The sequence below is a fragment of the Yinghuangia sp. YIM S10712 genome, from assembly GCF_051388935.1.
In the GTDB taxonomy this organism is placed as follows: domain Bacteria; phylum Actinomycetota; class Actinomycetes; order Streptomycetales; family Streptomycetaceae; genus Yinghuangia.
Genome location: NZ_JBPKBI010000020.1, coordinates 13,220 through 36,743, shown reverse-complemented (window position 1 = coordinate 36,743; position 23,524 = coordinate 13,220). Strand labels below are relative to the sequence as shown.

At 69.3% G+C, this 23,524-nt stretch carries 19 protein-coding genes and 2 pseudogenes; 6 read left to right on the top strand and 15 right to left on the bottom strand.

The annotated features are described in order from the left end of the window. Positions 1-192: 192 nt before the first annotated feature. The 7 genes from ACRX5W_RS28275 to ACRX5W_RS28245 all read right to left on the bottom strand — a co-directional run bounded on the left by ACRX5W_RS28275 (position 193) and on the right by ACRX5W_RS28245 (position 7,645). Entirely contained in the window at positions 193-1,017 is an 825-nt protein-coding gene (locus tag ACRX5W_RS28275; protein ID WP_436791182.1) for a sensor domain-containing protein, read from the bottom strand. Positions 1,018-1,359: 342 nt separating this feature from the next. Then, entirely contained in the window at positions 1,360-2,637 is a 1,278-nt protein-coding gene (locus tag ACRX5W_RS28270; RefSeq protein WP_436791181.1) for a hypothetical protein, read from the bottom strand. Further along, positions 2,634-2,828, bottom strand: coding sequence for a hypothetical protein (locus ACRX5W_RS28265; protein ID WP_436791180.1), 195 nt, complete (start codon positions 2,826-2,828; stop codon positions 2,634-2,636). The genes ACRX5W_RS28270 and ACRX5W_RS28265 overlap by 4 nt, the downstream gene beginning before the upstream one ends. Positions 2,829-2,896: 68 nt before the next feature. Then, on the bottom strand, positions 2,897-5,584 hold the full coding sequence (locus tag ACRX5W_RS28260) for an SUMF1/EgtB/PvdO family nonheme iron enzyme (protein WP_436791179.1): 2,688 nt from the start codon (positions 5,582-5,584) through the stop codon (positions 2,897-2,899). Then, positions 5,581-6,357 carry a class I SAM-dependent methyltransferase gene (locus ACRX5W_RS28255; RefSeq protein WP_436791178.1) on the bottom strand — a complete coding sequence of 259 codons (777 nt, stop codon included), beginning with the start codon at positions 6,355-6,357 and terminating at the stop codon, positions 5,581-5,583. Before ACRX5W_RS28255 ends, ACRX5W_RS28260 begins: the two co-directional genes overlap by 4 nt. Before the next feature lie 389 nt (positions 6,358-6,746). Further along, positions 6,747-7,331, bottom strand: a complete 585-nt coding sequence (locus ACRX5W_RS28250; protein WP_436791177.1) for an ATP-binding protein — start codon at positions 7,329-7,331, stop codon at positions 6,747-6,749. Beyond that, on the bottom strand, positions 7,328-7,645 hold the full coding sequence (locus ACRX5W_RS28245; RefSeq protein ID WP_436791176.1) for a recombinase family protein: 318 nt from the start codon (positions 7,643-7,645) through the stop codon (positions 7,328-7,330). Before ACRX5W_RS28245 ends, ACRX5W_RS28250 begins: the two co-directional genes overlap by 4 nt. 308 nt (positions 7,646-7,953) lie before the next feature. Here ACRX5W_RS28245 and ACRX5W_RS28240 point away from each other — a divergent pair, with 308 nt between their 5' ends. Beyond that, entirely contained in the window at positions 7,954-8,805 is an 852-nt protein-coding gene (locus ACRX5W_RS28240) for a helix-turn-helix domain-containing protein (protein ID WP_436791175.1), read from the top strand. 48 nt (positions 8,806-8,853) lie between these two features. Further along, positions 8,854-9,054, top strand: coding sequence for a DUF397 domain-containing protein (locus tag ACRX5W_RS28235; protein WP_436791174.1), 201 nt, complete (start codon positions 8,854-8,856; stop codon positions 9,052-9,054). 1,245 nt (positions 9,055-10,299) lie between these two features. Here the strand turns inward: ACRX5W_RS28235 and ACRX5W_RS28230 are convergent. After that, on the bottom strand, positions 10,300-11,712 hold the full coding sequence (locus ACRX5W_RS28230; protein WP_436791173.1) for a potassium channel family protein: 1,413 nt from the start codon (positions 11,710-11,712) through the stop codon (positions 10,300-10,302). A 449-nt stretch (positions 11,713-12,161) separates the two neighbouring features. On the opposite strand from ACRX5W_RS28230, the pseudogene ACRX5W_RS28225 reads away from it, so the two are divergent. Next, positions 12,162-12,668 (top strand): annotated as a pseudogene (locus tag ACRX5W_RS28225) (RNA-guided endonuclease TnpB family protein); the annotation flags it as partial. Between the two features lie 8 nt (positions 12,669-12,676). On the opposite strand, the gene ACRX5W_RS28220 reads toward ACRX5W_RS28225, so the two are convergent. Then, entirely contained in the window at positions 12,677-13,684 is a 1,008-nt protein-coding gene (locus ACRX5W_RS28220; RefSeq protein ID WP_436791172.1) for a HAMP domain-containing sensor histidine kinase, read from the bottom strand. Between the two features lie 269 nt (positions 13,685-13,953). On the opposite strand from ACRX5W_RS28220, the gene ACRX5W_RS28215 reads away from it, so the two are divergent. The 3 genes and pseudogenes from ACRX5W_RS28215 (at position 13,954) to ACRX5W_RS28205 (ending at position 16,866) form a co-directional block, all read left to right on the top strand. Next, positions 13,954-15,240 carry a peptidoglycan-binding protein gene (locus tag ACRX5W_RS28215; RefSeq protein WP_436791171.1) on the top strand — a complete coding sequence of 429 codons (1,287 nt, stop codon included), beginning with the start codon at positions 13,954-13,956 and terminating at the stop codon, positions 15,238-15,240. A 62-nt stretch (positions 15,241-15,302) separates the two neighbouring features. After that, positions 15,303-16,037, top strand: coding sequence for an ABC transporter ATP-binding protein (locus tag ACRX5W_RS28210; RefSeq protein WP_436791227.1), 735 nt, complete (start codon positions 15,303-15,305; stop codon positions 16,035-16,037). Beyond that, positions 16,034-16,866 (top strand): annotated as a pseudogene (locus tag ACRX5W_RS28205) (FtsX-like permease family protein). The gene ACRX5W_RS28210 and the pseudogene ACRX5W_RS28205 overlap by 4 nt, the downstream one beginning before the upstream one ends. A gap of 76 nt (positions 16,867-16,942) precedes the next feature. Here the strand turns inward: ACRX5W_RS28205 and ACRX5W_RS28200 are convergent. The 6 genes from ACRX5W_RS28200 to ACRX5W_RS28175 all read right to left on the bottom strand — a co-directional run bounded on the left by ACRX5W_RS28200 (position 16,943) and on the right by ACRX5W_RS28175 (position 23,518). Then, positions 16,943-18,178, bottom strand: a complete 1,236-nt coding sequence (locus ACRX5W_RS28200; RefSeq protein ID WP_436791170.1) for a serine hydrolase domain-containing protein — start codon at positions 18,176-18,178, stop codon at positions 16,943-16,945. A 34-nt stretch (positions 18,179-18,212) separates the two neighbouring features. Further along, a complete protein-coding gene (locus ACRX5W_RS28195; RefSeq protein WP_436791169.1) occupies positions 18,213-19,832 on the bottom strand; it encodes a sensor histidine kinase in 1,620 nt (539 codons plus the stop codon). Then, complete coding sequence (locus ACRX5W_RS28190; protein WP_436791168.1) at positions 19,822-20,502, bottom strand: response regulator transcription factor; 681 nt, start codon at positions 20,500-20,502, stop codon at positions 19,822-19,824. Before ACRX5W_RS28190 ends, ACRX5W_RS28195 begins: the two co-directional genes overlap by 11 nt. Beyond that, complete coding sequence (locus ACRX5W_RS28185) at positions 20,402-20,758, bottom strand: hypothetical protein (RefSeq protein ID WP_436791226.1); 357 nt, start codon at positions 20,756-20,758, stop codon at positions 20,402-20,404. Before ACRX5W_RS28185 ends, ACRX5W_RS28190 begins: the two co-directional genes overlap by 101 nt. Before the next feature lie 13 nt (positions 20,759-20,771). Beyond that, positions 20,772-22,082 (bottom strand): glycoside hydrolase family 1 protein, encoded by a 1,311-nt coding sequence (locus ACRX5W_RS28180; protein ID WP_436791167.1) that lies wholly within the window; start codon positions 22,080-22,082, stop codon positions 20,772-20,774. A gap of 332 nt (positions 22,083-22,414) precedes the next feature. Continuing rightward, positions 22,415-23,518 carry a glycerate kinase gene (locus ACRX5W_RS28175; protein ID WP_436791166.1) on the bottom strand — a complete coding sequence of 368 codons (1,104 nt, stop codon included), beginning with the start codon at positions 23,516-23,518 and terminating at the stop codon, positions 22,415-22,417. Positions 23,519-23,524 lie beyond the last annotated feature (6 nt).

Sequence of the window (23,524 nt, the reverse complement as noted above, 5' to 3'; positions counted from 1 at the left end):
CCCCCCCCCCCCCCCCCCCCCAGGCGGGGGGTCCGCCGATAACGGCCGATTTCCGGCGTCGGCTTTGTGGGGTTTCTGGGTCACCGGTGCCTCTTCGCGGAGTGACGGATGATCGTTGTGGCCTGATCTGTTACCCGTCACTGCGTGCGACGCGCCGGGGCGATGCCGTTCGCGTACATCTGCGCCTTCGGATCAGGCGCCGGGCTCGCGTTGGTTCTCGGCCATGACGGCGCGGAGCTGGTCGACCTGTTTGCGGAGCATGGACTCGTCGGGGAGTACGACCGAGGTGCCGGTGAGGTTGACGTGTGTGGACTCGACGATCGTCGAACCGACCCGGATGGCAACGACCGCGTGCACCCAGGCTTTGCCGGCCATCCGCGTCGTGATCGCGAAGGCGAGCGCGTCGTCGCCGAGCGCGGGGGCTGACTGCCGGGTGTACGTTCCCCGTGCGCCTTCCTCCGCCGTGACCGTGACGCCGTCACAGCGGGACAGCAACTCCCGCATGTCCGCGAGGAGTCGGTCCGCGGAGTCCGAGCTGAACGAGGCCAGGGCGATGCCCGTGATCGCGTACGCCTTGCCGCCTCCGGCGGAGTCGTACGCCATGATCGAGGTGGCTGCTTCCTGTCCGGGCGCCGTTCCCTGCTTGAGCTTGAGGAGCAGATCGAGCCCGGAGCACTCGTGCGTGCTGCTGGGCTCCGAGTCCGGGGCGTCCTCGGCTGGTGAGGTGCCCTTGTCCAGGCTCACCACCCAGCCTTCCGGCATGTCGTCCTCGCCGAGCAACGCCTGGGACAACTGCTCGCGTGTCAGGTACCCGCCGCGCGGTGGGCTTTCGGACACGGTTGGGCCGGGAGACCGTGTGGCAGGCGGCGTCGTCGCGGGTGCCGACGCGGCGTGGCTCGCTTTCGCGGCGTCGGCCACGTCGGCCGCCCCGGCGCCGACACCGCACGCGGTGCTCCACAGCAGTACGGGCAGGGAGACGGCAGCCGTTGTCAGGCGGGTTATACGGGGACGGGACAAAGCGCTTCTTCCTCGTGGCGGCTGGGAACGCGGGTGATCAGTATGCCGAAACGCGTGATCACCCGTGCCGCTGCCTGTGGTTCCTTGCGTTGCGGTTGAGGGGTCGGCGGCTGCGCACTGCCTTCCTCGGTCACGTGTTCGTCAGTCGCGAACACGGTGGGTCTCGGCGATCTGAATCGAGTCCCGATAGACCGAATCCGTACGACTTCGCCCTATGTACCCGCGGCCTCACGCTCATCATCACTGTCGACCCGCCCGGTACTACCCAGGGCGTTCGTCACTGTCGACACCCAGTAACGCTTGTCGCCTGGGCGGTACCGCTCACACGGACGCTGCCGGGTGTCATTGATCGTCTTGTCCGCGCAGTGACGACACGACCATGCGTCCGTACCGCGTGGTGAGTAGGGCGCCGGTGGCGGCCATGGAGAGGGAGAGGGCGATGAGCAGGTGCGTCGCGGAGCCGTCGCCGAGGACTTGGAGTACGCCGAGAGCGGTCCCCACCGGGAGGCCCAGGATGGTCAGGACTCCGAGTGCGGCGCTGATCTGTTGGCTCTCCCGGGTCTGTACGAGCCTGCTGTAGTCGGCTGCTTCGGCGAGGATTTCGGTGAAGCGGGTCGGCAGTCGGTGCTGGTGCTGGAAGGCGAGTAGTAGGTCGTTCGCCGGGCCATGGGCGGTGAGGTGTTGCCGCCAGTACGTGCTGCGAAAGACAGCGATGTTCCGTTCCAGTGCGGCCACTCGGCGGGCGAGTCGGGAGGACGAGAACACCTCGGAGAGCTCGTCGGTGAGTTCGTCGATGTGGTTACGTTGGAGGGTTCCAAGTAACAACGCGTCGAGATAGACGGTTCGCGAGTGGAGAGCGCCGAACTCGAAGAAGTCGCCCGCGCCGGTGTCGGGACGGTGACCGAGGAAGGCTGCCCCATGTCTGAGCACCAGAGCACTCCAGTCGGCTGAAATCCTTATGGTGTCCCTGAGTTGCTCATCGGCGGTCTCTGCCGGGACGGGGAAGTCGTCCGGAGTGGATCGTGAGGCCAGTTGCCACAGCCACGGGTCTGCGGTGGCGGGCAACCGCCCCGCCGGACCGGTCCTGAGCGCAGGGGTGTGCTGGGACGTCGGCGTCAGGAAGGCGATCGTGTATGGCCGCGTGACAGCGAATGGCGCGGTGGGGTCGCGGACATCGGCGATACCGGCGAGCAGCCGCCCTGGGTCGAACGGCCCGGAGAGCGGTTCCTCCATGGTCGCCGGTCGACGTCCGGCAAGTGCCCTGAGTACCGGGAGAAGCGGTCTCTGCACACTGAAATGGAGGACTGCGAGGGCGTGTTCCGGGTAACGGGCGGTGGCCGCGCGCACGAGTTCCAGACCCGACAGCCTGAGTTCGTTGTGCTCGATATCCAGCGGAAGATGCCAGCGAATGGGCCGCTCGGGTGTCCCGTAGAGGGCGCGGGCCGATGCCGGGGTGAAATACGTGGATCGGGTCGCGGCATCGGTGCGGCGGCTTCCCAGTTCGAACGGATAAGGGCCCTCGGGCCAGTCGGGCACACGCAACAGCCGTACGGGCAGCACGACGGTCAGCTCCTGGCGCGCACCCGTCACATTGTCGAGCCGGCTTGAACTCTCGGTCACCGGTAGTACTCGGCAGGGCCGGGCTGGTTGAGGCGGATGATGAACTCCGCCAGGCCGGGGCTCTCGGTGCTGACGTGGAAGCGGACACGTTCGCCGATCCGGATTGTCCGGAACCCCTCGGTCACGACTTGGCGGTAGTCGAAGCCGTAGTATCGGCCGTCCTCGTCGTCCCGGACGATGTAAGCACTCATTGAACCAACCGGGCCTCCACCGCTTGCCCGCGTGTCGACGATCGTTCCGTGCCGAGCGCCGGCGCCGCTCATGATGCTGTCCCCTCTGCCGCCGCGGCACCGTCGGTGCTGATGTCCTGCACGCAGCGGAAGCCGACCGCGTTGCTGCCACCCGACTTGCGATAGAGCCCCTTGCTGCCGGCCTGGACCGCTCGCATGGGATTGTCGTAGCTGCCGCCGCAGATCACGGCCTCGCTCGGGTCGTCCAGGCTCGTGGACGTCCATTCCCAGCAGTTGCCCACCATGTCGCCGATTCCGAACGGCGAGCGATTATCGGGGTGTTCATCGACGGGAGTCACACCCGCACGGCGCACCGCGTCACCCGCGAAGTCGCGATACCAGGCCTGGTACGTCATGACGGGTCGGCCAACCCAGGTGTCCGCGCAGTTGACACGCCCGACCTCTGGTGTGTCGCCCCACGGGAACAGCCGCCCGTCCCTGCCGCGTGCGGCTGCCTCCCACTCCAGAGAAGTGGGTAGGCGTTTGCCTTCGAACGCGGCGAAGGCGTACGCGCTCCACCAACTCACGCAGACAGCCGGAAGGTCCGCGAAGCGCGAATTCTCGTAGTGATCCCGGTGCTTCAGTCGGTTCGTCCAGGGCCGGTGAGAGGTGCCCCCGGGTTGGTCGGGATGGTCCCACCGCGAAGTCCCGTCCGGTTCGAGGGCGTTGAGGAAACGCTGGTAGCGGGCGGCTGTCACGGCATGACGGTCGAACCGTACGGGACGGGCGACGCGGCGGATCAGCAGATGCTCGGCTGGACCGACGATGTACGCTCCGGCCGGCAACACGCAGTCGTCGGTGTCCGCCACCGGGTGCATCCCCGATAGGAACGTGCGTACCTGCGCAGTGAGGAACGCGCCGCCCGGGATGTCCGCGGCCGTTTCGAGGTTGGCGGGGTCGGCCAGGTACCGGGCGGCCAGCAGTTCGAGGTATGCGGTGTGGGCGAACGCGACTTGGTCCGGTCCCACTGGACGCAACAGCGGCGCGAGGACGCACGCTTCCAGATCCAGAAGTCCGTCCGTGAACGCCGCAGGGCCGAGGCTCCTGTGGATTGAGGCGAGGGAGAAGACGGCCCGGTCGGCGAGGAACGCGGCGCCGAAGGCGGCGGGCATCCGCTCCTCCAACTCGGGCCGTCCGCGGTCAGCGAGCGTACGGGAGATGTGTGTCCCCAGTATGTCGCCGAGTGATTGTCCGGGAGGGAGCCCGAGGTCCGCCGTGAGGCGTTTCTCCAGCACAGTGGCCTCGGGCTCGGCCAGCCGGACGACATGAAAGTGGGGAACGCGCGAGGGGTCGAGTCCGTTCGCGTACATCTGCTCGACCAGTTGCTCGGAACGGCCCGCTCCACTGTCCAACAGTTGGCGCACCTGCGGAGAGTCGGAGAGGAAGGACACCCGGGAGCTCATGACCACCGCGGACTCGGTGGACATGACGGCGGACAGGTCGGTGAACAGCCGCAAAAACCCTTCGGGGCTGGGCTCGTCGACGCCCTCGTCGACCGCGTCGAGCACGCACAGGGCGGTCCCGGAGCGGATCAGGTAGAGAAACAGGTCGTAGGCGCGGGCTCGTTCGGGCCCCATGGCCGGCGCCAAGATGCGCGCCGCGTATTCGGAGAACGGCTCGTCTTTCGGTTTGAGACCGAGGTCGAAGTAGAAGCGGAAGCGGCGCAGCCCCGAATCGAGGGCAAGCGAGCGGAGCAACGTGCTTTTACCGCTTCCCGGACGGCCGGTCACGAGGACGTTGGCGCTGCCGCGCGCCAGACTTGTCACCAATTCCTGTGCGTCGCCCGATTCTTCGACCTTTTGCTCGCCGGTGCGGGCATCCGTGTTCAAAGCCGCGGCGACGATTGGCGTTCGCGGTCGGGGAGGTTCCTCGGCGGACTCGACAGCGGGTCCTTCTGCGGTGACGAGAGCCGATAGGTGTGTCTCCAGATCGAAGATGGTGTCGACGAACCCGTCGTACCGCACGATCCGGAAGTCCAGCCCCAGCAACTGGTGGAGCCCGCCGGACGCGTCCTCCTCCACGTCGTCGAGCACGACGAACCGCGTGAGCTTCGGCAGGCGGGTGCGCAGCAGGTCCCCGCCGCTGGTGCCAAGCACCGTACGCAGGTCGTCGGCGTCCTGGGAGAGCATCAACTCCACGTACTCCAGACGCATGCCCGACTCACGGCAGAACAACTGGTACACGGTGTCGGGGCTCAGGACGAACCGCTTGGCCTGCCGGTAGCCGAGGGTGACGTACAGCCCGGCGAGGAATTCGCAGCGGCGCGCGACCTCCGGCGCCACGTCGGGCTCACCTCCGAGGAGGGCGGAACTGCCCGTGTCCGTGAACCAGACGAGGACGTCGACAAGCCGGCGGACCGCCAGCAGCCCGTCCTCGTCGCTGATGTCGTAGCCGTCGTGCGTGGACCGGTTCCGCAGCCGACGGATGTCTTCGAGCGCGTCCAAAACGGTGCGGCTGCGGATGTACGGGCGGCAGCGCTTGACCAGGTCGTTCAGCGCTTTCGTCGCCGGGTCGCCCTCGATGCCGTGGTGACGCCACAGTTCTTTCAAAAGCTTCTCGGTCAGTTTCCCGATCAGCGCCACCGCGTTCTCGGGATAGCCGTCGTTCAGGGACCGAAGCGGACGTTCGAGATCAAGCCCAAGCCGGTCGGCGATCCGGGAATGGTCGTCCAGTTCGCTGCGCAGGCGCCGTAAGCGCTCGTCGACGACGGTATTCACGAGGCCTCCCCTCGGCGCAGACCCAGGATGAATGCGAATCTGTCCGGGAACACCAACTCGGGCTCCGGGTGAGCGGCACGCATCTCCTCGACGCCTTTCTCGATCTCGCTGTCGCCGAAGGTGGACAGCAGTGACATGTAGCGGGCGCGCACCATGCCGAAGTACCGGTCCCGCGCGATGCGCAGTTCGTGGGTGACGTGCGTGAGCGTCGTCTCCAGCCCCGCTGCACGCATGTGATCCACTATGTATGCCGGATTCGGCTGCAACTCCTCGAACCGGTGCAAAGCAGCCTTGAACAGCGGATATTCGATGCGGGCCGGGAGCATCACCACCAGCAGTCGGCCGCCAGGCGCCAACCGGTCGGCGAGACCGCGAAGGGTGTGTTCCGGGTCGGACAGGTGGTGCACCGACTCCTTGAGCCACATCGCGTCGAGCTGTTGGTACGGCAGCTGCACGCGGGCCTCGGCGATCTCCTCGGCAGAGGCGACCACCGGCACCAGCGAGGGCGGGGGAGGAGCGCCGAGCTGACGAAGCATCGCTTCGGACGGGTCGACGCACAGGATGGGCTGAAGCGGTCGAAGCTGCTTGGCCACCTCCTTGGTGAACAGCCCGGTTCCGGAACCGATGTCGGCTATGCGGTCCGAAGGGGCGAGTTGCAGCGCCTCCGCGATCCGAGCGGACATCCAGGGGATGTAGTCCGACCCGTAGACCCAGTGTTCGTCGTACTCAGCGGCCAGCTCCTCGTAGTGCCCTCGCACGTCGCGCTGATTCACGCTTCCCCCGCACCCCCGGTGTCGGTGTACCGCCGGTTGGTTGTGCATTCATCCGTCACGGGCAGGTTATCGTGCGTGCTCACGCGTTGACAGATACGCGTCGCGGAGACCACCAGCGAGCGTTGATGTCAAGGGGTTTGAAAGTCTCCTGAGCGAAGCAGCCTGCGAATCCTGCCGGTGGGTCCTGGCGCTACTGCGGTTGGGTGTCGCACACGCGGGCGGTGTTCGAGGGAAGAACAGGACCGGCCCTCCACGTATGTAACGGACCCCGCGGACGGATGCCGCGTTGAGATTGCAGAATCCTGTGCTCCGCGGCGGGACTGTGAAGTCTCGACGTTGGTGCCGCTTGAACGACGGTGCAGCGTTTGCCACCTCGCGGAATTGCGCTGTCAGAGATTGCGTAGGCCGGTCAGGAGTTGCTGGAGGAGCCAGGGGTCGGTTCGTACGGCGGGCCGTGTGGCGGGCTGTTGCGAGGTGCGGCGGCGGGGGAGTGCGGTGGATGCGGCCTCGGGTACGGCGATCTCCGCCCAGACCACTTTGCCGTGGCGGGTGCGGTGGAAGCCCCAGCGGTTCGCGGCCTCGGCGACGAGGAGAAGGCCCCGTCCGCCCTCGGCGTCGTCGTCGGGGTGTTGGAGGCGGGGGGCGTGTTCGGAGGTGTCCCACACCTCGATGACGATGCTCGTCTCCAGGCCGATGACGCGGACGATCATGAGGTCGACGGCGTTCAGCGCGGACCAGGGCGGGCTGTGATCGAGAGCGCCGGTCGCGCGGACCGCGTTGGTGGTGAGTTCGGAGACGACCAGCGCGGCATCGGCGGTGATGGAGTGTGCGCGCCACTTGGCGAGGGTGAGTTTGACGAAGTGGCGGGCGACGCTGACGGCGGAGTCGACGGCGACCAGGCTGAGTTGGTCGACGAAGCGGACGGGCTGCGAGAAGTAGAAGGGCTCAGAGGCCGCGTTCGGGGTGTCGTTCACGGGCACTCGTCCAGGCTGATGATTCGTGCGTTGGTCTGGTGTTCGACGTGCAGGCACATCGCGCGTTGGAGGGTGCGCGTGCGCGCCAAGTCCGCGTAGGAGGGGACGACCACGTGGCGGGCCTCCGCGCGTTGCACGGCCTCGATCAGCTCGGCGAACGCGGGGATGCGGTCGTGGGTCGTCTCGTGGAACACCGTTGCCAGAGTGAAGCCTTCGACGTCGGCGTACGCGGCGATCGCGTCGTGTTTTTGTTGTACCTCGTCGTCGGTCATGCCGTCGGGAACACGTAGATAGCCGAAGATCAGCGGTTTCATGTCGGCCCTCTCTGGTGGAGAACTGCCCTGCTGGTACGAAGAGTCGCTCCGCGCGGCAGCTGCGTTCTTGATGGGCTTCTCAAGACTTCGTGGTCGCCTCGCATACCACGCGCCGCGACGAGCGGTCGCGGCTCTGTCAGGGCTGCAGTGCCTGGCTGCCCCTCCGGACTGTGTCTGTCGCCTTACGCTCAGTGTTGGATCAGATTCTTGATTCGTCAAGTCACTCGAAAGTAAGAATTCTCGCAGTCGTGAACGGTGTATGCCCGAACGGCGTGCAGAATGGTGGGGTCCGAACGGGAGGGGATGGCATGGCGCCGGCAGAACCCACGGTGCGCAGGAAGCGGTTGGGGAGCGCATTGCGTCGGCTTCGTAGGGAAGCCGGGTACTCCCAAGCGCAAGCTGGTGATTCCATTGGCAAGGACGATGCGATGATCAGCCGCGTCGAGTCAGGGCGTCAGAAGGCCGATATCCCGTTGGTGCGTGCATTGTTGGACGTCTACGGAGTCCAAGATCCGGCGTTGCGCGAGGCGCTCGAAGCCATGGCGCGCAACATCAGTGCCCGGGGTTGGTGGCACACGTATGCTTCCTACCTCAACACCGCGCATCAGGACTTCTTCGGCTTGGAGTCGGATGCCAGTGGCATTCGCCAGTGGGAACTCAGCCTGATTCCGGGCCTGTTGCAGACCGCGCCGTATACGCGGGCGCTACTCGAAGCCGGAGTCGGCATCTTGCACGAGGATGCGGAGCAGCTGGACCGCCGGGTCCAGGCCCGTATGGAACGCAAGCGCGTTCTCGACAGGGGCGAGTTCACCTTCGAGGCAGTCATCAGTGCTGCGGCCTTCCGCACAGCGGTGGGAGGCGAGTCGGTCATGCGTGATCAACTCGAACATTTGCTGGCCGAGTCGGAGCGGCCGAACGTCAGCATGCGCGTCATGCCTTTGGACTCCGGCTTCCACCTGGGGTTGGACGGTAGCTTCGCCATCATTCGGTTCCCCGACGCCGGGCGGCTCATCAACGTGGAGTCACTGGTCAATACGATGTACCTGGAGGACGAGCCGACGCTCGACGCGTACGACGCGGCATGGACGCGCATCGTTCGAGACGCCCTCGCAGAGAAGCCGTCTCGCGACCTGATCCGTGATCATGTACGTGCTCTCTAGGGCGACCGGGTGTTCGACGTGGCGACTGTGACTTGGGAGGCTCAAGGCATGAACAAATTGGCGCCGAGTACGTGGACCAAGAGCAGCTACAGCGGCCAGCAGGCCAATTGCCTCGAATGGCGCCAGGCCCGCCTGGCACGACAGATAGACGTACGGGACTCGAAAACGGACGTGGAAGCCGGGCACCTGACGCTCCCTCAGGGGAGTTGGCTCGCCTTCGTCGACAGCCTGGCAGCCGATCGCACGTGACTTGGTTCCGTGTTCGGCTGGCCGGACTTCGAGTTGCGGACGGGGGCAGGCTCGGGGCATCGCGCGAATCCGGCTCACCTGGAGCGACTGCGAGGAGAGCGACGACCAGCGGTTCGAAGGAACTTGCCTGGTTCAAGTCGAGTTACAGCGGCGTCAGGGTAATGACTGCGTGGAAGTCGCGATCACCGAATAAGCCGCCCGCGTACGGGACTCCGACGATGTGAGTGTCCCGGCCTTTGCGGTGGGACGCGAAAACTGGGTAACACGTTCCTGACGGCTCGTGGCGGAGCCCTGAGCTTGGGTGCTGTCTGCCGCTGCCTGGTACCGGTGCGGCAGGCAACACACGTTCATGGCGCGTCGGGGGCTGTCAGCCCTCGCCGGCGGTTGGCTGCTCCGAATGAGTCTCTGAAATTGGCGCGTTCGTCCTGACCATCGCCGAAGCGGTCGGCAGAAGGTGCCCACAGGAAGACTGCGAAAGCTGCGGCAATGAGTGCGGCCCCCAGCCCGAAAGCCAGCCAGCGATGACGCGGCCGTGCGGTAGGCGGTGTCGAAACGTAACGGAGTCCACGGGACGTGGCGGGTCAACGCTTCGCGATGCGGACGCCGCCGGGCAGCCCAGAGACGGATAGCGCAGACCGGTCACGTTCCAAGGCCGGGTCTACGAGTTCGCGCGCGGAGATCAAGGTGCGGGTGCGAGGCCTGGCACCGGAACGCTCCGCCGGTTTGACCAAGGCGGACCGTGCACCCCCGACATCGGGCCGTCCCTCGGCGGCAGCGCCGCCCAAGCTTTCTTCGGCCGCGAGGTGCACCCGAAACCGGCGCTTCGCGTCGAGGAACGTACCAATTAACGCGCGGTACAACGCGGTATGGGCAAATCAGATGCTCGGAAACCGGTGCGCGGACACGACAACGGTGTTTCTGGCAGCGGGCGACTCGGCTGGCGATGGCGCGTCAGGCGTCGACGACATGATGTCAGGCCCGCCAACAGCCTGGGCCGACGTTGCGAAATGTCTGACGAGGCCTGCGCGATGGCGAGGATGGTCGGCTCGGGTCCGGAACGACGAGACGACATAGGCCGACAATGTGGCGCGCCGGTGTCCGTCCGCAGCCGGCGGGAACCACTGTTGGGTGCGAGGTCGAACAGTTCCAGGCCGTACGCCGTCCCTCGCTCTGCGTGGCGCGCAGGGGCGTCACTCCTGCCGTGTGAACGCGTCCGAGGGCTCCGCGGCGACGCCAGCTGACGCGTCACGAACGTGCTCTCGCGGCCCTGTCCACCGTGCCGCCGAACGCGTTGTCCGAGTCGGCGGCCGGCTCGGGGCGGCGGTGAGGGCAGTGGTCTCCGGTGGCCAGCGGCCATCGCACGAATGAGTCGTCCGGCCTCTGTAGGTGGATATGGTGCCGGTACTCGATGACTCCTGCGGCGGGTTCCCCGAGCAGTCGGGCCAGGACGTAGCCTGCGGCGAGGCCGGTGACGTCCCTGACTGTTCCCATGGGCAGCAAGGACCGGGTCTCGGCGATGGCTTCGTGGTCTCCGGCCCTGATGACCACGGGAGTTGCCGGTGCGACACCGTGCGCGGCGATGGCGACCGCGATGTTGTCGAGATCGTCCGATCCGACGGCGGCTATCGACCGCGCCTTCCCCAGCCGGAGCTTTTCGAGAACCGCTCGGTCCCCGCCATGGCCGGTCATGACGGGGACGCCGAGAGAGCGGGCGATTCTGGCGGTTGCGGCGTGCGGGTCCCGCTCGACGCCGACCACGGGGACGCCGTGGCGCCGCAGTTCGGTGCACAGGCGCATTCCGACCTGCCCCATGCCGACCACGATCACGTGGTCGGCGCGGGGAAGCGTCCGAGGCCCGATCAGGCCGATGAGTTTCGGTCCGAGCATGCGCTCGATGACCCCCGCGGTGAACAGCGCGCTGAAGGCGAGTGTGGCCAGCATCGCCACGCTCGCCGCGACCTGATAGCCATGTGACTCGGCCGGAGCGGATGCGGGCCCCACTGCCGCCACGACGCGGCTGGCGTGGAAGAGCGCTTCGGCCGGATGGTGGCCGTGTCCGACGAGCCACAGCCAGTCGGCGAGCAAGATGCCGCAGATGCCGAGAAGTCCGATGACCAGCAGTCGGGCACCGGGGTCGTGCGGACGAAGCTGGCCGACGAAATTCCCCAGACGCCGGCGTATTTGCCGCTGCTGTGGTCGGTACGGCTCAAGGTGGGGCCGCGAGTTCCCGGCGGTGACCACCAGTGCGCCTTGCGGTCGGTGCAGGATGGCCACGTTGTGCGGAGCGATGCAGGGGCCCGCCAAGGCCGCCGCCGCGAGATCCGCGGGAGAGGTGACGTCGCATTGCGGCAGGAGGCGCTTGAGCTCGTCGGCGACCGTACGGTCGAAAACCGTGACGATGACAGGCGCCTGCGGCGTTATGTGCGCGACCGCCAACGCGTAGCGCAGCGCGGCGACATCGTCGTGGAGGAGGATCGCCACGCCATCGGGTGTACTGCGCAAAGCCGCGCGCAGTTCGCTGTCGCTCGGCTCCCGGAGATGTTTCACGAAGTGCTTGCGGGCAGTCGAGGACGCGCAGACACGGCGCGCGAGGTTGGTGTCGCCGATGACGACGACAGCGCGGGCGTCGGAAGGTGATCCGGGCCGTGGGGGAGTCACGATGGGGATGTCCCTGGGTCTCGAACGAAGCCGCCGGGCGGGGCCGGGGGTGGTGAAGGGCGCGATGACCCTAGACCGTTCCTCCGCTGCGCGGATAGCCGATCAGCGTGGATTACCGTTCGTCACGGGCAACGGCAAGCCGACGCCCGGAGGACGCAAGCCCCGACATGCCGGGGCCGTACGAGATCCCTTGTACTGGGTCATGTCCTTCAGCGTGATCTTGCGAGGAACCCCGGGGCTTCAGCCCCGGGAGGAATCGCATCCCTGGCCCGGAGGCGCGGAGCGCCGGAGTTCTGTGCGTCTTTGTTGTGACGGTCGGTCCGGCTGCTTCTGGTTCTCGAGGATTCCTTGATGCCGCCGAGCGGTGCGCCCGCTGCACGATGCCGCGAAGGAGGAGGACGGTGCGGATGTCGGGGTTTGGTCCCTTCGTGGTGCCAAGGGGCCATACGATGCCGGGTGTGAAGGTTGTGACGCAGGTGAAGCTGGTGCCGGAGGCCGGCCAGGCCGCCGCGCTGCGCTCCACTTTGCGCACGGTCAACGAGGCCGCGTGCGGGGTGTCGCAGGTGGCGTTCGAGCGCGGAGTCCCGCGTGAATACGAGTTGCGCAGGCACACCTACGCCGAACTGAAAGCACGAGGCCTCGGGGCGCAGGCCGCGCAGCACGTCATCAAGAAGACCCGCGACGCCTACACCACCCTCAAGGCGAACATCAGGGCCGGGCACCTGGGCAAGCCGGGATCGAAGCGCCGGACCAAGGCCGAGTCCAAGCCCATCGTGTTCCGTCCCCAGGCCGCGCAGCCGTACGACGACCGGTGCCTGTCCTGGCAGTTGGACGCCGGTACGGTCTCGATCTGGACGATCGCCGGGCGACTGAAGAACGTCCGCTTCACATGCTCGCCCGGCGCCCTGAAAATGCTCCGCGAGCACCGCAGGGGCGAGTCCGATTTGACGGGACGCCGGTGCGGTCAGGCCGAGGGCAGGCGTACCGTCACGGCGAGGCCTCCCTCGGGTCGCGCCTCGGCCTCGACGTGGCCGCCGTGCGAGTCGACGACCGCGCGCACGATCGACAGGCCGAGGCCGGACCCGGCGTGTGTGCCGGTCCGCCGGGCCGCGGTCCCGCGGTGGAAGGGCTCGAACAGCTCGTCGATGCTGCCGGGGTCGACGACGGGGCCCGAGTTGACGACGCGCAGTTCCACGCCGCCGCCGGTGCGTGCGGTGGTGACGTGGACGTGTCCGCGGCCGAGCGCGTTGCGTTTGTTGTGGCGCACCGCGTTCTGCACCAGGTTGGCCGCCACCTGTTCCAGCAGCACCGGGTCGCCGGATGTCGGCGCGCGGCCCAGGTCGGCGGTGATGACCACCCCCGCCGCCGCGCCCTCGGCGCGGTAGGTGTCGACCGCCTCACCCGCCAGGTCCGCGAGGTCGGTTTCGGTGTAACTCTCCGGCCCCTGCCGGCCTTTCGCGAGGAGGAGCAGACTGCCGACGAGTCGTTCGCTACGCGCGGTCGCGCGCAGCGAACGTTCGATCGACGGCCGCAGGTCGTCCGGTACGCGCCCTTCCGCGAGCGGGATCTCCAACGAGGCGCGTTGCAGGGCCAGTGGGGTGCGCAGCTCGTGCGACGCGTTGGCGGCGAAGCGCCGGTTGGCGGCGAACGCCCGGTCCAGGCGGGCGAGCATCGCGTCGAATGTGTCGCCCAGTTCCTTGATCTCGTCGTCGGGGCCGACCAGTGCGAGCCGGCCGTCGAGGTTGCGCTCGGAGATGCGGCGCGCGGTGGCGGTCACGGTGTGCAGGCGGGCGAGCGAGCGTCCGGCCATCCACCAGCCCAGTCCGGCCGCGATCAGGACCAGGGCGGCCAGCGTCAGCAGTGACTGGGCGACCAGGGCGTTGAGCACAAGTGCCTTGAAGTCGGTCAACCGCGCCGCGACCGTCGCTCGGCTGAGGCTGGTCGTCGATGTGCTCGCGTCGATGTTCGGCACGGCCTCAACGTCCCGGACCCCGGCCCCGACGGAGGCACGGCCCTGGACCTCGGCGCCGACCAGGCCAAGGTCGACGAGGCCATGAAGGCGTGCGCCAAGGCCGGGGGCGTGGGCCCGATGACGGTGACCCGGTGACCGGGCTCGGCGCGGATCACCCGCACGACGACCGGCACAACGGTAGCGGCGATGTGCCCGCGGTCGCGAGTCCCATACGGGAGGCGGAGGCGCGCGGACGACGGCCGCGCGGACGCACGCGGACCCGCACCGTCATGATTGCCGGCGTCGCGGCAGTCGTGGCGCTCGGCGTGGGCGGTGCTGTCGTGTTCTCGCCCGGCGACGAGGCCGAAAAGGCCGCGAGCCGGACGCAGGGACCGGGCGCGACCGCGCTCGTCGTGAGGGGAGACCTGACGGTCAACGCCGAGGTCGACGGCACGCTCGGCTACGGCGGCAGCGGCTCGGTCATCGCGCAGGCGCACGACGTGGGCGTATCCGGCGGTGAGGACGCGGGCTCGGGCGGCTCCGGGGCCACGGGCGACCCCGAAGGCGGCAGGGGTGGCACCCCGCCGCCTGGCGGCGGCCCGTCCGCCCCGCCCGGCGGCAGCGCCCCCGCTGAGCAGCCCGGCAGCCGGAAGCCGACGCAGTCGCCGACCAAGCCGGTTGACAAGGAGCAGAAGAAGGAGGAGGAGCAGTACGCGGGCCGGCAGATTTTCACGAAGCTCCCCGACGTGGGCGCGGTCGTGAAGCAGGGCGAGACGATGTACGAGGTCAACGGGCGCCCCGTACCGCTGTTCTACGGCTTGTCCCCGCTCTGGCGCGTGCTGGCCGCAGGCGTCTCGAACGGCCCTGACGTCCAGATGCTGGAGAGGAACCTCGTCGCACTGGGCTTCGGCGCCGATCTCAGCGTCGACGAGAAGTTCACCGACGGCACGGCCGCCGCGGTCAAGCGCTGGCAGAAGTCCCTCGGGCTGCCGCAGACCGGCCGCGTCGACCCGTCGATGGTGGCCGTGCAGCCCGGCGCGATACGCGTCACCGCGGTCAAGGCGTCGATCGGCGCGCCCGCGCAGGGCGAGGTCGCCGCCGTCTCCGGCACCGGCCGACTCGTCGAGGTGAAGCTCCCCGTCGACAAGCAGAGCGTCGCCCGCAAGGGCGACAAGGTCACCGTGCGCCTACCCGACGGCAAGACCACAACCGGCACCATCTCAGAGATCGGCACGGTCGCCTCGAAGGACGAGCAGGACGGCGGTATGCCGGGCCAGAGCGGCGGAAAGGCGACCGTCCCGGTGACGGTGACCCTCGACAAACCCGAGGAGGCCGGTGCCCTCGACGGCGCGCCCGTCAACGTGGGCTTCACCAGCCAGACCCGCAAGGGCGTGCTGTCCGTGCCGGTCAACGCGCTGGTCGCACTTGCCGAGGGCGGATACGCGGTCGAGGTTGTCGATACGGCAACGGGCTCGCGCAAGTTGATCGGCGTGCAGCCGGGCCTGTTCGCGAACGGACGGGTGGAGATCACCGGTGAGGGCCTCGCGGAGGGGCAGAACGTGCGGGTGCCGTCGTGAGGTACGACGACGCCGCGCCCGGCATCCCGTCGCAGGACCCGGACCCGACAAAGGAGTTCCCGGTGTCGCCGTCCTTCGCGGCGGCGGACGACGGGGAGGCCGAGCGGTACGGCAGCGATGTCATCGCGCTGTGCGACGCGTCGAAGACGTACCCCGGCGGCCTGACCGCGCTGGACCACGCGTCACTGACCATCCGGGAGGGCGAACTCGTCGCCATTGTCGGGCCGTCCGGATCGGGCAAGTCGACGCTGCTCAACCTGATGGGCACGCTCGACCGCCCGTCGTCGGGCCGGGTCGAGGTGCTGGGGCACGATGTCGCCGCGCTTTCGGACCGGCGTCTGTCGGCGGTCCGGGCCCGATGGATCGGCTTCGTCTTCCAGCAGTTCTTCCTCTCGCCGCATCTGACCGCACTCGACAACGTCGCGACCGGCCTGCTGTATCACGGCATCGGCCACTCGCGGCGGCGGGAACGCGCGGCGGAGGCACTCGAACGCGTCGGGCTGGGCGCCCGGTTCGACCATCGCCCGCACGAGTTGTCGGGCGGCGAGCGGCAGCGTACGGCGATCGCCCGTGCGGTCGTGTCGCGGCCGCGCATCGTGCTCGCGGACGAGCCGACCGGCGCGCTCGACACCGCGTCGGGCGCAGCCGTCGTGCGGCTGCTGCGCGAACTGAACGCCCAGGGCACCACCATCGCGGTGATCACCCACGACCGGCAGTTGGCCGAGTCGCTGCCGCGCCGGGTCGGCATCCTGGACGGCCGCATCCGCGACGACAGCACGGCGGGAACGGCGGCATGACTCCACCCGACAAGACACGAACGAAGACCAGGCCTACCGTCCCGCCGACCGCGCCGGCGCGCCGCGAGAGGCTGCCCGCACCCGCGCGGCTGCGGCCGCGCGACGTGATCGCGGTCGGGCTGTCCGGCCTGCGCGGGCGCAAGTTGCGCGCCGTGTTGTCGGCGCTCGGCATCGCCATCGGCGTCGCCGCGATGGTGGCGGTCGTCGGCGTCGGCGCCTCCAGCCAGGCGCGCCTGAGCGACCAGATCGCCAAGCTCGGCACCAACCTCCTGACGGTCGCCCCCGGCACGACCTTCACAGGCACCGAGAGCCCACTGCCGTCCGACGCGGACGCGATGGTCGAGCGCATCGGCCCGGTGGAATCGGCGAGCGCGACCGGCAAGACCACAGCGAGCGTGCGCCGCAACGACCACATCTGGCCGCGCAGCTCGCCGCGGAGGACACCTTCAACGCGCTGCTGCTGGGCCTGGGCGCGGTGGCGCTGTTGGTCGGAGGGGTCGGGGTGGCCAACACGATGGTCATCGCGGTGCTCGAACGCCGCCAGGAGATCGGGCTGCGGCGCGCGCTGGGCGCTCACCGGGGGCAAATCCGCACGCAGTTCCTGACCGAGGCGGTGACGCTGGCCGGCTTGGGCGGTGTGGCAGGGGCACTGCTCGGCGGGGCCGCGACGTACGGGTACGCCGCGGCCAAGGACTGGCCGTTCGAGATCCCGGCCTCCGCGTTGGCGGGCGCGGTCGCGGCGTCTGCCGCGGTAGGCGCAGTGGCGGGGCTCTACCCGGCAGCACGCGCGGCCCGACTGACCCCAACGGAGGCACTGGCCACGTCCTGACGCCCGTCCGCTCCGCGTTTCCGCCGGAGCCACGGGACCCGCGCGGTGGCGTGCGGGTCCCCGTGGCGTCGGCGGGTCAGTGCCGCGGCGGGTGGGCCGTGACGACGGTGCGGACGGCGTTGACGATCGGCGACACCGCCGGTCCGTCGCTGTTGCCCAACACCACCGTCACCAGGTCCAGGTCGGGGTAGACCTCCAGGAACGTCGATTGGCCCGGTGCGCCGCCGTTGTGGAAGACGATGCGGTGGCCGCCCACGATGGCGGTGTTGGGGCCGTATCCGCCGAAGCTCGGCATGGCCGGGACCTCGCGCGAATCGGACCACATGGACGCGCTCTTCCCGCCCAACGCGAGGGCGGTGTACGCGCGGTCGAGCAGCTTCTCCCGGACCAGAGCTCGGCCGAAGCGCACCATGTCCGGCGCCGACGCGAACGCGTTGTAGCCCGGCACGCCGATGTGGATCTTGTCCTCGACGATGTCGACCGTTTCTCCCGATGGTTGCCGGGCGTACGGGTGGGCGATGCGGACGTCGTCGCGCCATTGCGGTTTGGTGTGCCATTCCGCGGTGCTCATGCGCGCGGTCGCGAAGATGTTCCGCCGGATGTAGTCGTGGTACGACATCCCGGACACCCGGGCGATGACCTCGCCGAGCAGGTGGTACCCGGAGTTGCTGTACGCGGACTTCGCGCCCGGTGTGTACGCGAGCGGCATGGCCTTGACGATCGCGGTGATACCGGCCATGACGTCCTCGGGCGTGGCCCACCGGGTCAGCTCACGCCGATAGGCCTCGGTCTTGGTGTAGTCGTCCAATCCCGATCGGTGCGTCAACAGGTCGTGGATCGTTGCCTGGTCGGCGAGTTCGGCCGGGAACCCGTCGAGGTGCCTGCCGAGTTTGTCGTGGAGTCGGATCTGTCCGCGCTGGACGAGCTGGACCACCGCCGTGCCGGTCATCGCCTTGGTGACGGACGCCAGCGCGAAGACGGTGTCCGGGCCGTTCGCGACCCCCCGGGCGCGGTCGGCCATGCCGTGCGAGCGGCTCAGCACCGGGCGGCCGCGGTGGGCCAGCAGAACGGTGCCGGAGAACTCCCCGGCGGCGGCCCGCTGGGCGATGTGGCGGTCGACGGAACCGCCGGGACGCAGATCGGCCGGAACCGTGAAGGATGCGGCGGCGGAGTCCCCCCCGGGGTCGGCGGCCGGACCGGCGGCCGCGGCGGGCGCGGCCAGCACGGTCGCCGATGCCGCGGAGAGGAGGCCGAGTACCGAGCGGCGGGAGGCGCGTGCTCCCCCGGCGGGTTCGTGTTCTTGGTTGGACATGAGGCCAGCGTGCCGGGCGGATGTGAGGAAGTTGTCAGGATTGCCGGGGCGGTTCGCCCGGCCGCGAGACGCGTCGCGGGGAGGGCGGCCGGTCGGACAGCGGCAGTCGGATGGTGACCGTGGTTCCCGCCCCGAGCGCGCTGGTGATCCCGATGTGACCGTGTTGCGCCTCGACCAGGTGCCGGGCGATCGCGAGGCCCAGGCCGCGGCCGTCGTCGTCCCGCGCGTCGGCGCGGTGGAACCGATCGAAGACGTACGGCACATGCGCTGCGGCGATGCCCGTTCCGGTGTCGCGCACGGTCAGCACCGCCTCGTCGCCGCGGCGGCGCACGGTCACGGTCACGGTCCCGTCGACCGGGGTGTGGCGTACCGCGTTGGCCACGACGTTGTCGAGGGCCTGGCGCAGTCGGGCCGGATCAACTCGCACCGGGACCGGCTTGGGCGCGTCGAGACGCACGGCGACGCGGGCCGCCGCGTGCACGGTCACGACCTGCTTCGCCACCTGGGCGGCGTCCTGGAGTGTGAGACGGATCGCCGGCGGGTGCGCGTCGCGGCGCCCGAGCCCGGCCACGTCGTCGACCAGGCGTTCGAGCAGCAGGGTCTCTTCGCGCAGCGATCGGAGCAGTTCCCGGTTCAGCGGCACAAGTTCGGCTTCCACGGCCTCCAGGCAGCCGCGAACGCTGGTCAGGGGTCGGCGCAGCTCGTGTGCCAGGTCGTCGGTGCGGCGGCGCAGCGGGCCGACCACCTGTCGGCGGACCCCGACCGCGCCGGCGAACAAAAGCGTCACGACCGCGGCGATGGTGGCTGTGCTGTGCCATCCGGCGCGGAGCGGCGGTCCGGTGCCGGCGCCCAAGTGAAGTCGGGCGGTCGGGGCGACGTGGTCCCGCAGGGCCGCGGTCTGCGCGTCGCGGGCGCAGGCGATCCACTCGGTGCTCGGCGCGGCGTCGACGACATGGCGCACCCACGCCAGGCCGCGGTTGTCGGTCGTGGTCTCGTGGGGGAGTCCGCGCTGGTCGAGGCAGGCCTTGGTCCGCGCGACGGCGTTGTCGTTGAGTGCCCGGTTCGCGATGCCGGGCTGAGACAACTGCGTTGGCACGCACAGCTGCGGCGCCTGCGTGGGTCCGCCGCCGAACAGGCCGGAAACGCGCCGGTGTCGCGGCTCGCCCGCCAACTCGGCGGCGTGGGCCTGTAGACATCGAGTCGCCGCGTCCACGAGCGCGTCGCGCTGGGCGAGTTCGGTCGGTGTCAACCGCCAGCCGCGGTAGGCGAAGCCGACACCGCCTTGCATCGGCCGTTCGGACGAGGACGCCGGGGCCACGAGCGACGCGTCGAGCGCGGTGGCGTCTATGACGGTCGCGGGCGCGGGCGGATCGACGGCGCCGGGTGCGGAGTCCGCGACAGGCGTCCCGTCCGGTGTGGTCAGGGCGATCCGACGGTCGGTGCGGTCGGCCAGCTCGCGGATCAGTGGTGCCACGCCGGACCAGTCCGGGTGTTCGCGGGCGTAGCGGTGCAGTGCGGCGCGGATCTCGTTGTCCGCGTCCAGCGTCGTGTCCGCCGGATGGTCGTGCGTGGTCAGCCACACGGTGCCGGACACGGCCAGCGTGGCGCTGACCAGGGCGAGCGCGAGCAGCCTGAGCAGCAGATCACGGCCCATCGGCGGCCACCAGCTTGTAACCGATGCCGTGCACGGTGCGCAGGTAGCGCGGCCGGGCGGGATCGACCTCGATCTTGCGCCGCAGATTGCGTACGTGGGTGTCGATCGTGCGTTCCGTCGACTCGGTGGCGGTACGCGAGATTCGCGCGAGCAGCACGCGACGGGTGAACGGCCGTCCCGGCGCGGCGGCCAGGCACGCGATGATGCCGAACTCGCCCGGTGTGGTGTCGACGGGCACGCCGTCGACCATGACTTCTCTATGTGCGGGGACGACCACGAGCCCGCCGACGCGGTGGCATGCCGCGCGCTTGGCCCGGCGCAGGACGGTGCGGACTCTCTCGACGATTTCCTGGGGACGGTACGGCTTGGTCACGTAGTCGTCCGCTCCGAGGCGGAGTCCGAGGAGGACGTCGTCTTCGCGGTTGCGGCCGGTGAGCATGATGATGGGCAGGTCCTGTTCGGCCCGCACGATGCGGCACACCGCCAGCCCGTCCAGGCGCGGCAGCCCGAGGTCCAGGACGAGCAGGTCCGCGGCCAGTCGCCGCGCGGCCTCCACTGCTGACGCTCCGTCAGGCACCACGGTCGCCGAGAACCCGCCGTGTTCCAGGAAGCGACGCAGTATGTCCGCCTGCTTGTGGTCGTCTTCGGCGATGAGGATCCGCTCCGGCATGCCGGGGAGTATGGGGCGGGCTGCTGAAAGGATTCTGAGGAAACGCTCCTCGGCGACAGGCAGCGGCCATCGGCTTGTGCGAACGCATGCTTGGTGCCCTCGGGTTGGCCGCGCACACGCGGCGAACGAACTCGTTTTGGCCTGCGGGCAGTTCGAAGGAGGCGCGGTCGGCTCCCTCATCGTCGGTGGAGCCGACGGCCATCAGGGCCACCACGGCCACCTCCGCGGCGGCAGCCACCGTTTTCGCCTCCGACAGGTGCTTTCGGCGATCAACCGATGTCGTCGTCGAGGGAGTTGCGTTCGGCGATCCTCCCGAGGAGGCGTGCGCTTTCCTTGACGGTGCGCTCTTGGGTCGCGCGGTCGACGGCGATCATTCCGAAGGTCGGGCGGTAGCCGAGCATCCACTCGAAGTTGTCGAACGTCGACCAGTAGTAGTAGCCGCGGACGTCGATGCCGTCGGAGAGGCAGCGTTCGACGCCTTCCAGGGCGCGGCGGACGAACTCGACGCGGCGGGTGTCGTCGTCGGTGGCGATGCCGTTCTCGGTGACGTGGATCGGCAGCCCGGCCGAGGCGGCGCGGCGTACGACGTTCTCCAGGGCCTGGGGGTAGAACTCGTATCCCATCTGGGTGAGTTCGGCACCTTCGGGGTGCGGCAGGGCGTGCTCGGGCCCGACCACGACGCGGCTGTAGTTCTGCACACCGACGAAATCGTCGCCGTCCATTGCGGGCAGGAAGTGATCGAACGCCTCGGCCCACCGCTCGTCGGCGGCCTTCTCCCCACCGGGCCCGGGTTGGTAGTCCTGAAGCGCGAGGGTGATCCCGGTCTTCGTGGCCGGGCTGACCTCCTTGATGGCTTCGCGCGCCGCCACGTGGGCGCGTCGGATGACGTCGACGCCGTGGTCGGTCCAGGTGAACAGGAAGAGGTTGAGGTTGTCCGGGGTGGTGCCGAGTGCGGCGGCGCCGGGGGTACGCCAGTCGCGGGCCTTGTCGGCGGACTCGACCGACTCGGCCGAGACACCGACCGGCGCCTGCTCGCCGCCGTCCGGGGTATCGGCGCTGCGGGCAGCGGTCATGTCCTCGATCATGCGGCGCGTCAGCGAGGAGATGTTGGCCTCGTTGATGGTGCAGGCGTACGGGATCAGCGGGCCGAGTTCGGCCATGACCGTGCGGCAGTAGTCGGCGAAGCGGTCGGGGGTGCCGTCGTACTCCCAGCCCCCGAGCCTCATCAGCCAGCGGGGGCTCGTGAAGTGGTGCAGTGTCACCATCGGGGTGATGCCGTGCTCGTGGCAAGCCTCCAGCACATCGCGGTAGTGCGCGATCGCCGCGCGCGAGAAGACGCCGTCCTCCGGCTCGACCCGTGCCCATTCGATCGAGAACCGGTAGGAGGTGAAGCCCAGTTCGCGCAGCAGCGCGATGTCCTGGCGGTAGAGCCGGTAGTGGTCGCAGGCGTCCCCGCTGGGCTCGGCGAACATCGGCACGCCGGAGTGCTCCATCGCCCAGAAGTCGCTGGCGATGTTGTTGCCCTCGACCTGGTGGGCGGCGGTCGCCGACCCCCACAGGAAACCGTCGGGAAAGGCCACGGTACTGCTCCTCGGTACGGGATCGGGTGTGTGGTCGGGTGGCTGCGCCGGGCCGCCCTGCCGTGCGGAGCCGCCGGGGCTCAGCCGTCGTGAATCTCCGCGATAAAGCGTATTAGTTGGCCCGCCACCGACCGTATGCCATGCCGGTTCGCCGGGACAAGAGCCCGGTCGAATATTGCATCAATCTTGATGCATCTACAATGCTGAATTCTGCCGCACACCCGGCGCACCGTGACAGCGTGGAATCGGGACTCTGGCGGGCGTAAGCAGGCGGACCGGCGGTCGACGGTTTCGCGCTCGACCGCGGCCGGCTGCGCACAGTGTCTGAGCGGTCATGGCCGCGTCGTGAACCGCCCGGCCAAGGCGCCGCCTGTGTGTCGCAGCCAGTGCGCGGCTCGGCCGCTTGCCGATGCGGCGGAGCCGGCGACCAGGGTCAGGTCCTCGCAGGCGACTGCTCCGGGGGGAGGCGGTGCGGCGATCGACCCGGCGACAAGCGCGAGTTCGGGCCCGGACGTCCGCGCCACGATCTCGACTACGGTGCCGACGACCTTGCCGTTGAGCGAGGTCGCGTCGAAGCGACCTTCCCCGGTCACCACCACGTCGGCGCGCGTCAGCTGGTCGCGCAAGCCGACCAGGTCGGCGATGCGCTCGGCACCCGGGGCGAGAGTGGCGCCCCACAGGGTGACGAAGCCGTACGACGTGCCTCCGGCGGCGCCCGCGCCGGGCTGTCCCGGGTCGCCGCCGAGGACAAGGGCCAGGCGGGACAGGCCCGATTCGAGGACGGCGACGTCCTCGGGTGTCGCGCCCTTCTGCGGGCCGAAGATCCGGGCCGCGCCCTGCTCACCGAGCAGCGGATGCCGGACATCGGTGATGACCTGGACGCCGCCGGGCGGTGCGGGTACGAGGTGCGACAGGTCGACGGAGGACAGCCGGGTCAATGCTCCCCCTCCCCGGGGAAGCACCCGCCCTGTGGCGTCGAGGAAGCGGGGTCCGAGCACGCTCAGCGCCCCCGTGCCGCCGTCGGTGGAGGCGGATCCGCCGACGGCGACGGTCAGCGCGGTGACTCCGGCCCGGAGGGCGTCGGCGATGACCGCGCCGACTCCGGCGGTGTGGGCGCCGAGCGGATCGGGGGCGTCGAGCAGCGGCAGGCCGCTGACCGCCGCGAGTTCGACGAACCCCGTCCCATCGGGCAGAAGCAGCCAAGCTCCGTCCACGGGACGGCCGTCCGGCCCCGGCACATCGGTGACCGGTTTGCGGACGGCGCCGGGGATGGCGCGGGCCATCGCGTCGAGCGTGCCCTCACCACCGTCCGCAAGAGGCAGAACCACTGCCTCGTCGCCGGGGCGGACGGCCAGCCAGCCGTCGGCCAAGGCCTGCGCAGCGTGGGCGGCGCTGATGGTCCCCTTGAAGGCGTCCGGGGCGAACAACACGCGCATGGACGG